Genomic DNA, 12,770 nt, shown 5'->3' on the forward strand with positions numbered 1-12,770 from the left:
CAATGTCCACCAAGAAGAAAAGTAATAAGACAAAAAATGCCGCAATCGGTCGTTATGGCTGGGTTGTGCTGTTTATGTCCGTTGTTTTCGTCTTGATTATCGTATGGATATTCCGCACCAAATATATCGAAGGGCCTCAATGGCGCGAATTAGGCCGTCAGGCTATTATGACCAGCGACCGCGAAGTGCGCCCCAACCGGGGTAATATCTATGCCGACGACGGGCGATTGCTGGCTACGAGCGAACCACTTTATGGCATATACGTCGATTTCATGTCCGAAGGGATTAAGAAAGACACCCTGATGAAATACGTCGAGCCCCTTTCGAAGGAACTGGCAAAGCGCTACCCACAACGTTCGGCAGCCCAATACAAAAAAATATTTATGGATGGCTGGGCGCAGAGCCGCAAAGACATTGCCGAGATAGAAAAAATAAAAAAGGCAGGTTCAGACAAAAAATACCGTCCCAAGAGCCGCTATATACGCATCATTCCCCGCGACATCAACTACCTCGAATTGAAGGAACTGCGCCGGTTGCCTTACTTCAGTCAGCGGACAAACCGCAGCGGTATGATTGCCGAAGAAAAGACGATGCGCTCGAAACCCTACGGGGCATTAGCCGGACGCACGGTAGGAGATATTTACAAAGATTATAAGATGGGTGCGCGTAGCGGCATCGAATTGAAATACGATTCGCTATTGCGGGGCGAGCCGGGCGTAAAAACCCGTCAACGCGTGAGCGGACGATGGATAGACGTTATCCAGCAAGAACCGGTAGACGGATTAGATATAAAAACGACGCTGAATGTCGATGTGCAGGATTTGGCCGAACAGGCACTGAAAAAGAAACTGATAGAACTGAAAGCCGAATCGGGTACGGCCATCGTGATGGAAACCGAAACGGGCGAAATAAAAGCCCTCGTCAATCTCGACCGATTATCGGAAGGCGTCTATGCCGAAGGCAATCCGAATGCCTTTTCGTATATGTCCGAACCGGGGTCGACGTTCAAAACCATTTCGCTGATGATAGCGCTCGAAGACGGTGTTGTCACTCCCGAAGAAGAAATATATGTCGGTAAAGGCTTGTTCGATTATAACAAGCGCACCATTCGCGACCACGACTGGCGCAAAGGGGTGGAGAAAGGAAACATAACCGTTGCCAAAGGGATGTATACCTCGTCTAATGTGCTTGTTGCCAAAATGATATTGAAAGGATACGAAAGCAACCCGAAAAAATATGTACAGCGTATACACGATTTAGGATTGGCTAAAAAGCTGACGTGGGATGTGCCCTTACAAGGTCGTGAAGGGACTTCATACATCCGCTTCCCCGACGATAAGGATAACCCTTTTTCGAAAGTGACTTTGCCTTGGATGTCTTTCGGCTACGAGACACAATTGCCGCCTATCTATGTATTGATGTTCTACAATGGCATTGCAAACAATGGCAAGATGATAAAGCCTTATCTCACTAAGGCGATTATGAAAAACGGCTCGGTGGAGGAAGAATTCGAGGCGGAAGTTATCAATCCGTCGTTATGCTCCGAAAAGACGCTGAAACAAGTGCAGGATATTCTTCGCGGAGTAGTGACCGACGGAACAGCCAAAGCCGTAAACTCCAAATACTTCGACATTTCGGGTAAAACGGGTACTGCCATGATTGCCTCCAAAGGGGGATATGACGGTGGCTATTATGTCTCTTTCTGCGGATATTATCCGTCCGAAAAACCAAAATATACCTGTTTTGTCGGCATACGCCGTCCGCAGGGAAGTCCTTCGGGTGGATTGATGCCCGGAGCGGTTTTCAAGGAGATAGCCGAAGGCATGTATGTGCGCAATATCGGCGAAAACCCGATTGCCTCGCCTGCTCCGGCTGATACCATTCACCCGTTCCTGCCGAAAGTGAAAAAAGGCATGTACGCCAATACGCGAATCGTATTGGACGAACTCGACCAGAAATACGCTTCGGCAGCGAAAAGCGCTGAATGGATAGAGGCAAAATCGTTAGAGGATAAGTTGCAACTGGAAGCAGTCGCTTACGAAGAAAATGTTATGCCCGACGTGAAAGGGATGGGTGCGCGCGATGCACTTTATCTGTTAGAAAATATGAACCTGAAAGTGAAACTCGCGGGTGCGGGCAAGGTGGCGGAGCAATCCATAGCACCCGGAACAAAGATTGCGCGGGGTTCACTGGTTACGATACAATTAAAATAAAAAGGAGCCATTATGAGATTAGAGGAACTGTTGAAAGATGTTGACGTGGTAGGAATCAAAGGAGATAAAGACTTTGATGTGAAGGCTATTTGTACCGATTCTCGCAAGGCTGTCGAAGGCGCTCTTTTTATCGCTATAAAAGGGGTACAGGTAGACGGTCATCACTATATAGATAATGCCCTCGGTTTGGGGGCGAAAGTTGTCGTTCACGACGAGCCGTTGGAAGCCGAAAAGAACGGCATCACTTATGTGCAGGTGAAACATTCGGCCGATGCTGCTGGAAAGATTGCGACACACTGGTATGGCAATCCGACCAGTAAGTTGAAGTTAGTCGGCGTCACAGGGACGAACGGAAAAACCACCACGGCAACCCTGCTCTATAATATGTTCCGCAAACTCGGATATAAGGCCGGATTACTTTCTACCGTTGCCAATTATATCGAAGATAAAGTTTTCCATGCTACGCAAACCACGCCCGACCCGCTGACATTGAACGAGATGCTGGCGAAGATGGTCGATGCCGGTTGCGACTATGCCTTTATGGAAGTCAGCTCGCATGCCGTACATCAGAAGCGTATCAGCGGATTGACTTTTGCAGGAGGGATTTTCACGAATCTCACGCAAGACCATCTTGACTATCACAAAACGATGGACGAGTATCTGAAAGCTAAAAAGCAATTCTTCGACGAGCTACCTGCTACTGCTTTTGCGCTCACCAATAGCGACGACAAAAACGGCATGGTGATGCTCCAGAATACCAAAGCCAAGAAACATACCTATGCCGTAAAAAGCATGGCAGACTATAAAGCCCGCATCATCGAGAAGCATTTCGACGGGACGGGTATCGAAATCAACGGCAAAGAAGTACAGGTACAGTTTGTCGGCGTATTCAATGTCTACAACCTGTTAGCCGTATATGGTGCAGCCAACCTGCTCGGGCAAAAAGCGGAAGATATTCTACTTGTCCTCAGTACGCTGAAATCCGTCTCGGGACGCTTCCAGCCATTGCGTTCGCCGGAAGGCTATACCGCTATTGTCGATTATGCGCATACCCCTGACGCTTTGACAAATGTCTTGGAGGCTATCCACGAAGTATTGAACGGCGAAGGCAAGGTGATAACCGTTGTCGGCTGCGGTGGAAACCGCGACAAGACCAAGCGCCCGATTATGGCGCGTGAGGCTGTCCGGTTGAGCGACCAAGTGATACTGACATCCGACAATCCGCGCTTCGAAGAACCGCAAGCCATTATCAACGATATGGAAGATGGCCTGAATAGCGAGCAGATGAAGAAAACGCTTTCCATTGCAGACCGGAAACAAGCCATCAAAACCGCTTGCCGTCTGGCTCAGAAAGGCGATGTGATTCTTGTTGCAGGGAAAGGTCACGAAGATTATCAGGACATCAAAGGAGTAAAACATCATTTCGACGATAGTGAAGTGATTGCCAATATATTTAAGGACTAAGATAAAATCAAGAAAGAATGCTATATTACCTATTTGATTGGTTAAACGAACTGAATTTCCCCGGCGCTGGACTTTTCCAGTACGTATCCTTCCGTGCCGCGATGGCGATTATCCTCTCGCTGATGATTTCTACGATTATCGGCCGGCGCATTATCGACAAACTGCAAAAGATGCAAATCGGCGAGACGATTCGCGATTTAGGGCTCGAAGGACAGATGAGCAAACGCGGGACGCCTACGATGGGGGGGCTTATTATCATCATCTCCATTCTGGTGCCTGTCTTGCTTTGCTGCAAGCTGCATAACGTCTACATCATACTGATGGTGGTGACGACTATCTGGCTCGGAATGCTCGGTTTCTTGGATGATTATATCAAGCTGAAAAGAGACAAAGAAGGGCTTCGCGGAAAATTCAAAATTGTCGCTCAAATCGGATTGGGATTGATTGTCGGGCTTACTCTTTATCTTAGCCCCGATGTGATGATAAAAGAAAACATCGAAGTCCGTAATGCCGATGGCACGCTGGAGCGGGTGACCTATGTCGCCGAAGGCGTGAAGTCTACGCAGACGACAATCCCGTTTGTCAAAAATAACAACCTGAATTACGAATCCTTTACTTCATTTTTGGGTGATTATGCCGAACCGGCAGCATGGATATTGTTTGTCGTCATCACGATTTTCATCGTCACGGCTGTATCCAATGGCTCAAATCTGACGGACGGATTAGATGGCTTGGCGGCGGGATCGTCCGCCATCATAGGGGCGACGCTCGGAGTGTTGGCATATGTCTCGGGGCACATCCAGTTTGCCGCTTACCTCAATATCATGTTTATCCCGGGAAGTGAAGAGTTGGTAATATTTGCCGCAGCCTTTATCGGTGCGCTGATAGGCTTCCTCTGGTACAATGCCTATCCCGCGCAGGTCTTTATGGGCGATACGGGTAGCTTGACGATAGGCGGTATTATTGCCGTGTTCGCTATCATCATCCATAAAGAGCTCTTGCTGCCTATCTTGTGTGGTATCTTCTTTATCGAGAGCCTTTCGGTGATGATGCAGGTTTTCTATTTCAAATATACCAAAAAACGCTATGGCGAAGGCAAGCGCATCTTCAAGATGACGCCTTTGCACCATCATTTCCAGAAAGCGGGAAATGCGGGCATTGCAGCTAAATTTCAACGTCCGATTATTCCGCTACCCGAATCGAAGATTGTGACACGCTTCTGGATTATCGGGGCAATTCTGGCGGTAATTACGTTGGCAACATTGAAGATACGATAAAATAGTTACAAGTTACTGCGCCCTACGGGCAGTTGCGAGTTACAAGAAATATACGAAGAAAGATGAAAAAGATAATAGTTTTAGGTGGTGGCGAAAGCGGTGTAGGTTCCGCTATTCTTGCGCAGGCAAAGGGATTCGATGTCTTTTTGTCGGATATGGGCGCTTTGCAGGATAAATACAAAGCCGAGCTCGCCCGTTATGCTATCCCTTACGAGGAGAAAGGGCACACCGAAGAACTCATTCTGTCGGCAACCGAAATTATCAAAAGTCCGGGCATTCCGAACGAAGCCCCGTTGATACAAAAAGCGATAGCGAAGAACATTCCTGTAATCTCCGAAATAGAGTTTGCCGGAAGATATACCGATGCCAAAACGATTTGCATCACCGGCAGCAACGGCAAAACCACGACCACAAGCCTTATCTACCACATCCTGAAAACAGGAGGATTGAACGTCGGTTTGGGCGGAAATATCGGACGCAGCTTTGCCCGTCAGGTAGCCGAATCAACTTACGATTACTATGTATTGGAGCTAAGCAGCTTCCAACTCGATAATATGTACGACTTCAAGGCGGATATTGCCATCCTGCTCAATATCACGCCCGACCACCTCGACCGTTACGACCACGATATGCAGAAGTATGTCGATTCCAAAATGCGCATCATCCGCAACCAGACTGCCGCGGATGCTTTTATCTATTGGGCGGACGATCCGGTGGTGACCAAAGAAGTAGCTAAACTGAAACCTGCGGCGCAGCTCTTTACCTTTGCCGAACGCAAAGAGCAAGGAGTAGCTGCCTATGCAGAGAACAATAAAATCTATATAAAAACCCCCAAGGCTGAATTTACCATGGAACAAGAATTGTTAGCCCTCACAGGTACCCATAACCTGCACAATTCCCTCGCTTCGGGCATTGTTGCGAAACTGGTCGATATAGAAGACGAAAACTTACGTCAGGCACTCAGTGACTTTCAAGGGGTGGAACATCGCCTCGAGAATGTGGCTAAGGTGCGAGGCGTGCAATATATAAACGATTCCAAGGCAACCAATGTCAATTCGTGCTGGTATGCCCTGCAAAGCATGACGACCAAAGTTGTCCTCATCTTGGGCGGAATCGACAAAGGAAACGATTACACGGAGATAGAAAGTCTGGTAAAGGAAAAAGTCCATGCCCTGATATTCTTAGGGACGGACAATTCCAAGCTACATGCTTTCTTCGACGGGAAAGTAGATACGATAGCAGATGCCCGTTCGATGGAAGAAGCGGTAAATACCGCCTACCGTCTGGCGAACGAAGGGGATACAGTCCTGCTTTCGCCTTGCTGTGCCAGCTTCGACCTCTTCAAAAGCTATGAGGACAGAGGACGGCAATTTAAAGAGTATGTAAGAAAATTATAATTCAAGAAAGAAATGGGATTGCAAATCTTTGGCAAAGCCTTCAAAGGAGATAAAGTCATCTGGTGCATATTCATTGCGCTGTGCCTTGTCTCGTTGCTCGCGGTATTCAGCTCTACCAGTACCATTGCCTATAAACAGCAAAGTCACTGGGCGCCGATATTGCGTCACGGAGCTTTCCTGCTCATCGGGTTTGCCATTGTCCTTTTCTTGCAGCGCATACCTACCCGTTTCTTTTCTTTGCTGATATTGGGCGTTCCGCTGTCGGCTATTTTGCTGGTTGTGACCATGTTTATGGGAGTCGATGTCAATGGCGCGCACCGCTGGATTGGAGTAGGTTCTATTACTATACAACCGTCGGAAATAGCCAAAATCTGTATGATTGGCTACATGGCTTTCTTCCTGAGCCGGATGAAACCCGAAAACGAATCGTGGATATTCAAGGCGCTGATTATTGCCATCGCCGGAATTTGTATGCTCATTGCACCCGAAAACCTTTCGACAGCATGTTTGCTGTTTACGGTCTGCTTTCTGATGATGTTTATCGGGCAGGTCAGCATGAAACGGTTGGGTAAGATAGTGGCCGTCTGTGCCATTGGCGGTGTGTTGTTGATAGGTAGTGTGACATTGCTTCCGAACAGCTTTGTCAAAGATTATATGCCCGACCGCTTTTCTACATGGAAAGGACGTATCGAGCGGCATAGCGACAAGGCTGATGAAGACAAATTCAAGATAACCGACGAGAACTTTCAGGAGTCACATGCCAAAATAGCTATTGCCAACGGCGGCATTATCGGTCTGCCCGGCAGTGGGGTAGAGCGCGATATTCTGCCGCAGGCTTATTCCGATTTCATCTTTGCCATTATTCTGGAAGAAATGGGACTGTTGGGAGGCTTGTTTGTGCTGATGCTCTACGTCTCGCTGATGGTGCGGTGCGGCGTCTTAGCCTCGAAGTGCGAAAAGAAATTCCCCCGCTATCTGATACTGGGGGCCGGATTGATATTGACCATGCAAGCCTTGCTGAATATGGCAGTGGCCGTCAATCTGATACCCGTTACCGGGCAACCCTTGCCGCTAATTAGCAGGGGAGGGACGTCGACCATCATCACTTGTGCCTATTTTGGTATTATATTGTCTTGTTCGTCCAAGTTCAATGACGAAGATTATCACGAAGATGTGGACGAAGAGATAGCAAACTTAGATGTAGAAGATTATCAATAGCATAAACAAAGCATGAGCACGAAATTAGAAAAAGTGATTATCAGCGGAGGTGGAACGGGCGGACATATTTTTCCGGCCGTAGCTATCGCCGACGCTATAAAAAAACGTTATCCCGATGTGGATATTCTCTTTGTCGGTGCGGAAAACCGTATGGAGATGAAGCGTGTACCCGAAGCGGGGTACGAAATTGTAGGATTGGATATATCAGGCTTCGACCGGCAAAACTTGTTGAGGAACTTTGCTGTTCTCTGGCGATTATTTAAGAGTTTTTTCAAAGCTCGCAGAATCTTAAAGAAATTCAAGCCGCAAGTTGCAGTAGGTGTGGGCGGTTATGCCAGTGCTGCTACGCTGAAGATGGCTAATTGGCTGAATATACCGACTGTCATACAAGAGCAAAATTCGTATGCAGGCGTAACGAATAAATTTCTGGCAAAAAAGGCGAGCCGTATATGCGTAGCCTACGACAAAATGGATGCCTTTTTTCCGAAAGACAGGATTGTCCTCACGGGAAATCCTTGTCGGCAAGATTTGCTGAATTTGGCTATCACAAGGGAAGAAGCTGCAGCTTTTTTCAACGTAAATCCGGCGAAAAAAACGATATTGGTTATTGGCGGAAGCCTCGGAGCGCAGACCATCAACCGCAGCCTGTCGAAAGACATAGAAAAAATAGCCGGCCTCGACGTTCAGATTATCTGGCAATGCGGAGCACGCTATATAACCGAACTGACACTCAGACTGGAATCGGCAGGAAATCCGGAGAATATCCGCTTGTACGATTTTATCAGCCGCATGGATTTAGCCTATAAGGCTGCCGATTTGGTTATTTCGCGGGCAGGAGCAAGTTCCATTTCGGAGCTTAGTTTGTTGGAAAAGCCTGTTATCCTGATACCTTCGCCCAATGTGGCCGAAGACCATCAGACCAAAAATGCCAATGCATTGGTCGAAAAAGATGCGGCAATCCTTATAGCCGACAAAGATGCGAACGACCAATTGTTGGCTACAGCGTTGGAAACCGTACAGGATGATACCAAGTTGAAAACCTTGTCGCAGCATATAGCTCAACTTGCCCAGCGCGATTCGGCGGAACGGATTGTGGATGAGATAGTAAAGATTATTGATAAGAAATAGATGAAGGATATACAAAACATATATTTCATTGGTATAGGCGGTATCGGCATGAGCAACCTCGCCCGTTACTTTATGGCAAAAGGGAAACAGGTTGCCGGCTACGACCGTACGGAAACACTTCTGACGAAAGAATTGACGAAGGAAGGCGCAAGCGTCCATTACGAGGACGATACGGCGCTTATCCCCGGGGCGTTCAAGAACCCCGGCAATACATTAGTCGTTTATACGCCTGCTGTCCCTGCCGATTCGAACGAAATGGCCTATTTCCGTGCGAACGGTTTCGATATGCACAAACGTGCCGAAGTATTGGGTTTGATAACCCAAGCGAGTAAAGCGCTTTGCTGTGCCGGAACGCATGGGAAGACAACAACTTCGAGCATGCTCGCGCATATCCTCAAGCAATCGCATTTGGATGTCAATGCCTTTCTGGGTGGTATTCTGAAAAACTATAACAATAACCTTTTGTTGTCCGATACGAGCGAATTTACAGTTGTTGAGGCCGATGAATACGATCGCTCGTTCCATTGGCTGCATCCATATATGGCACTCATTACCTCTGTCGATCCTGATCATTTGGATATTTACGGGACAGAAGAGGCGTATTTGAAAAGCTTCGAGCATTTTACGAGCCTTATCCAGCCCGGAGGAGCGTTGGTGCTGAAAATCAATACGAAACTTAATCCGAAGGTTTGTCAGAATGTTCGGGTGTATACCTATTCGCAGGATAAGGGAGATTTTCATGCGACAAATATCCGTATCGGGAACGGCGAAATACGATTCGACTTTGTTACGCCGAAAGAGGTTATCAAAGATATACATTTAGGCGTGCCTATAAAGATAAATATCGAAAATGCCGTTGGCTCGATGGCGTTGGCATGGTTGAATGGTGTTACGGCGGACGAACTCCGTCAGGCGATGGCTACCTTCCAAGGGGCAAAGCGTCGCTTCGATTTTCTGCTGAAAACTGACAAAGTAGTGATGATAGACGATTACGCACACCATCCCGACGAGCTGGCAGCGAGCATCACCTCGGTAAAGGCGCTCTATCCCGACCGCAAGGTGACAGGCATATTCCAGCCTCACTTGTACAGCCGTACAAAGGATTTTGCTCCCGAATTTGCTAAAAGCCTTTCGTTGCTCGACGAGCTGATATTATTAGACATCTATCCGGCACGCGAAAAACCTATCGAGGGCGTAACCTCACAAATCATTTTTGATAAGGTTACCTGTCCTAAAACGCTTTGCCGAAAGGATGAATTATTAGCTATATTGGAGAATAAGCAAGATATAGAAGTGCTGCTAACCATCGGAGCAGGCGATATCGACCAGCTATTGCAGCCGATAAAAGAATTGTTGGAGAAAAGAAGATGACAGAAACCCGGACATACCCGAAAAGGAAAAGCACCCGTCTGACAAAATATGATTATTCGCAGGAAGGGCTGTATTTCGTAACCTTGTGTACGCAAGGGATGGTATGTTTATTCGGTGAAGTATATGAGCGCGAAATGCAATTGAATGAAGTAGGAAGAATGGTGGAAGGGTGGTACTCCGAGATAGAAAATAAGTTTAAAGACATTTTTTGTCATGATATGGTAATTATGCCAAACCACATGCATTTTATTGTCGAAAATATTAATTGTGAATGTGTAGGGGCAGACCTATGTGTCTGCCCGGATGATGCGGGCGAACACGCAGGTTCGCCCCTACACCTTGTCATACAATGGTTTAAAACCATGACAACAAATGAATATATACGTGGTGTGAAAAATGGCAAATGGAAATCATTTGATAAACGTATCTGGCAGCGCAACTATTACGAACATATTATTCGTAATCAATTCGTTTGTAATAAAATAGTGGATTATATCAACAATAATCCTTCGAATTGGAAAAATGATAAATACTATCTATGAAAAAAGCCATTATCATCATCGTCATTTGTCTTATCGGAGGCTATCTGATATTTGCGGCTGTCACTTTTCAGGATAAGCCGAAAGAAGGCGTGTGCGCGGGGCTGGACATAACAATTATCAACGAGAACAGCGAAACCTTCCTCGAAGAAAAGCAGGTCGAAAAGATGCTTGCCGAAAAAGGATTATCGCCCCAAGACAAACAGATAAAAGACATCAACACCGACGAGATAGCATCCGCTATTGCCGGCAACCAGATGATAAAAAAGGCAGAAGTATATGTCGCCAATGACAATGCGATAAAGATAAATGTCTACGAACGCACCCCTATCCTGCGCGTGATACCCGAATCTGGCGACAGTTACTATATCGACGACGAAGGCAAACGTATGCCTCTCTCTACGCGTTATACAGCCTATCTTCCGGTGGCTACGGGAAGCATAAAAGAGCAGTTCGCGCTGGACAATCTTTACCCTTTCGCTCATTTTCTGTGGAAAGATAAATTCTGGAATGCCCAGATAGAACAGATTGTTGTCCGCGCCAATGGAGAGGTGGAATTTATTCCGCGTGTAGGCGATCAGCGCATTATTTTGGGAAAAGTAGATGGATTTCGCGAAAAATTAGATAAATTAATGGCTTTTTATCAAAAAGGGCAAAACGAAACAGGATGGAATAAATATTCTGTTATAAATTTGAAGTACGATAAACAAGTCGTTTGCACCAAACGTTAATTAATGAGTTATAATGACTGCACAGGATGCAGTTTTTCAAATAGATAGAAAATATGGACCAATCAGGATTTATTGCAGCTATTGAATTCGGGACGTCGAAGATTGTCGGTTTGCTCGCCCGTAAGAACGAGCAGGGCGTTATTACCATTCTTGCTTCCGAAACCGTTCCGGCCGAAACCTCTATGCGGCACGGAGTTATTTACAACATAGACGAGGTAGCAGGGAAGACGAAGAAACTGGTGAGCTTGCTCGAAAACAAAGCCGGAAAGAAGATTGGTAAGATGTATGTCTCTATCAACGGGCAATCGCTGAGAGCGATAGACCATACCGAAGTCTGGGCATTGGAACAGAACGAGCCTGTCACCTTTGCTATGCTCGACAAAATGGAGCAACAAGCCAAGCTGAATAAACCTGAATTTCTGACCAATTACAGTGTGATTGCTCCCGAATATTTCCTTGACGGGCAATACGAAGAAGAGCCGATAGACAAACCGGCTTCGTCCATCGAAGGACATTACCGCCTGATTGTAGGGCGTCCGAACATCAAAAGCAATATCGAGAAAGTACTGGTCAATAAAGTCGGTATCGATATTGCCGGATACATTGTCGGCCCTGTGGCAGCAGGCGCTTTAGTACTGGAAGAATCGGAACGTCAGGCAGGATGTGCCTTAGTCGATTTCGGGGCGGGTACTACTACCCTGTCGATATACAAGGACGGATTGTTGCGCTATATGTCCGTTATTCCGTTTGGCGGGCGCACAGTAACCAAAGATATTCAAGGACTTGGATTTGTTTCCGAAGCGGCCGAATCGTACAAAATCCGTTATGGAAGATTAGGCAAGAAAAAAGAAAATACGCCGACAGGCATTGTCAGCTCGGATGTTAATCTGCGCGAACTGAACAAGGTTATCCAATTGCGCGAAGATGAAATTATGCTGAATCTGATTCACCAGATAAAAGAGTCGGGCTATGCCGACCAACTCGAAGCCGGAATCATTACCGTCGGAGGAGCTTCGCAACTGCCGGGATTGACGGAGTATCTGGCCGAGAAATCGCAAATTCCGGTGAAGCGCGGAATCGTTAAGCGCGTTTACATCAATAATGCCGCCGACCTGCTACAAAATCCGGCTTATACCCAAAGCTTGGGAATGTTCCTTTTTGCCAACGAAAATTGCGAGAAGAAAGAAGAGCCTAAGCCCGTAGCTCCGCCGGTGCAACAAACGCAACCGAAGCCGGAAGAGCAGCCCGCTGCACCAAAAGAAGAAAAAAAGAAGAAAAAGAAAAGAGATGGACAAGGGACGCTTTTCAGCTTCTTCGAAAAGATACAGAACTTCGGTGGAACGATGTTCGACGAAGGAGAAGACAATGACGAGGAATAATCGCCCCTCCTAACCTCCCCGAAGGGGGAGGAAATAAACAATAAGAGTATAAT

Annotated in this window: 10 protein-coding genes; all 10 read left to right on the forward strand. The window is 46.8% G+C overall.

All coding sequences use genetic code 11. The features are described from left to right. The first annotated feature begins 2 nt into the window (after positions 1-2). The 10 genes from D0T66_RS07215 to ftsA all read left to right on the forward strand — a co-directional run bounded on the left by D0T66_RS07215 (position 3) and on the right by ftsA (position 12,717). On the forward strand, positions 3-2,213 hold the full coding sequence (locus tag D0T66_RS07215) for a penicillin-binding protein (protein ID WP_163356576.1): 2,211 nt from the start codon (positions 3-5) through the stop codon (positions 2,211-2,213). Positions 2,214-2,225: 12 nt separating this feature from the next. Then, positions 2,226-3,677 carry a UDP-N-acetylmuramoyl-L-alanyl-D-glutamate--2,6-diaminopimelate ligase gene (locus tag D0T66_RS07220; RefSeq protein ID WP_163356577.1) on the forward strand — a complete coding sequence of 484 codons (1,452 nt, stop codon included), beginning with the start codon at positions 2,226-2,228 and terminating at the stop codon, positions 3,675-3,677. Between the two features lie 17 nt (positions 3,678-3,694). Next, positions 3,695-4,954, forward strand: coding sequence for a phospho-N-acetylmuramoyl-pentapeptide-transferase (gene mraY / locus D0T66_RS07225; RefSeq protein ID WP_163356578.1), 1,260 nt, complete (start codon positions 3,695-3,697; stop codon positions 4,952-4,954). Positions 4,955-5,016: 62 nt separating this feature from the next. Continuing rightward, the gene (murD, locus tag D0T66_RS07230) at positions 5,017-6,351 is read left to right on the forward strand and encodes a UDP-N-acetylmuramoyl-L-alanine--D-glutamate ligase (RefSeq protein WP_163356579.1); all 1,335 of its coding nucleotides are present in this window, start codon (positions 5,017-5,019) and stop codon (positions 6,349-6,351) included. Between the two features lie 12 nt (positions 6,352-6,363). Further along, a complete protein-coding gene (locus D0T66_RS07235) occupies positions 6,364-7,569 on the forward strand; it encodes an FtsW/RodA/SpoVE family cell cycle protein (RefSeq protein ID WP_163356580.1) in 1,206 nt (401 codons plus the stop codon). 12 nt (positions 7,570-7,581) lie between these two features. Further along, positions 7,582-8,697, forward strand: coding sequence for an undecaprenyldiphospho-muramoylpentapeptide beta-N-acetylglucosaminyltransferase (gene murG / locus D0T66_RS07240; protein WP_163356581.1), 1,116 nt, complete (start codon positions 7,582-7,584; stop codon positions 8,695-8,697). Further along, the gene (gene murC / locus D0T66_RS07245) at positions 8,698-10,068 is read left to right on the forward strand and encodes a UDP-N-acetylmuramate--L-alanine ligase (RefSeq protein ID WP_163356582.1); all 1,371 of its coding nucleotides are present in this window, start codon (positions 8,698-8,700) and stop codon (positions 10,066-10,068) included. Further along, positions 10,065-10,610, forward strand: a complete 546-nt coding sequence (locus D0T66_RS07250) for a transposase (RefSeq protein WP_163356583.1) — start codon at positions 10,065-10,067, stop codon at positions 10,608-10,610. The genes murC and D0T66_RS07250 overlap by 4 nt, the downstream gene beginning before the upstream one ends. Continuing rightward, positions 10,607-11,338: a cell division protein FtsQ/DivIB gene (locus D0T66_RS07255; RefSeq protein WP_163356584.1), complete on the forward strand. Its 732-nt coding sequence runs from the start codon at positions 10,607-10,609 to the stop codon at positions 11,336-11,338. The genes D0T66_RS07250 and D0T66_RS07255 overlap by 4 nt, the downstream gene beginning before the upstream one ends. A gap of 53 nt (positions 11,339-11,391) precedes the next feature. Further along, complete coding sequence (gene ftsA / locus D0T66_RS07260) at positions 11,392-12,717, forward strand: cell division protein FtsA (RefSeq protein WP_163356585.1); 1,326 nt, start codon at positions 11,392-11,394, stop codon at positions 12,715-12,717. The last annotated feature ends 53 nt before the right edge of the window (positions 12,718-12,770 follow it).

The organism is Dysgonomonas sp. 25 (genome assembly GCF_010501075.1).
GTDB lineage: Bacteria > Bacteroidota > Bacteroidia > Bacteroidales > Dysgonomonadaceae > Dysgonomonas.

Bases quoted from the DNA above. Each gene is read 5' to 3' on its own strand.
- D0T66_RS07215 (WP_163356576.1), top strand. From the start codon at position 3: ATGTCCACCAAGAAGAAAAGTAATAAGACAAAAAATGCCGCAATCGGT.
- D0T66_RS07220 (WP_163356577.1), top strand. From the start codon at position 2,226: ATGAGATTAGAGGAACTGTTGAAAGATGTTGACGTGGTAGGAATCAAA.
- mraY (WP_163356578.1), top strand. From the start codon at position 3,695: ATGCTATATTACCTATTTGATTGGTTAAACGAACTGAATTTCCCCGGC.
- murD (WP_163356579.1), top strand. From the start codon at position 5,017: ATGAAAAAGATAATAGTTTTAGGTGGTGGCGAAAGCGGTGTAGGTTCC.
- D0T66_RS07235 (WP_163356580.1), top strand. From the start codon at position 6,364: ATGGGATTGCAAATCTTTGGCAAAGCCTTCAAAGGAGATAAAGTCATC.
- murG (WP_163356581.1), top strand. From the start codon at position 7,582: ATGAGCACGAAATTAGAAAAAGTGATTATCAGCGGAGGTGGAACGGGC.
- murC (WP_163356582.1), top strand. From the start codon at position 8,698: ATGAAGGATATACAAAACATATATTTCATTGGTATAGGCGGTATCGGC.
- D0T66_RS07250 (WP_163356583.1), top strand. From the start codon at position 10,065: ATGACAGAAACCCGGACATACCCGAAAAGGAAAAGCACCCGTCTGACA.
- D0T66_RS07255 (WP_163356584.1), top strand. From the start codon at position 10,607: ATGAAAAAAGCCATTATCATCATCGTCATTTGTCTTATCGGAGGCTAT.
- ftsA (WP_163356585.1), top strand. From the start codon at position 11,392: ATGGACCAATCAGGATTTATTGCAGCTATTGAATTCGGGACGTCGAAG.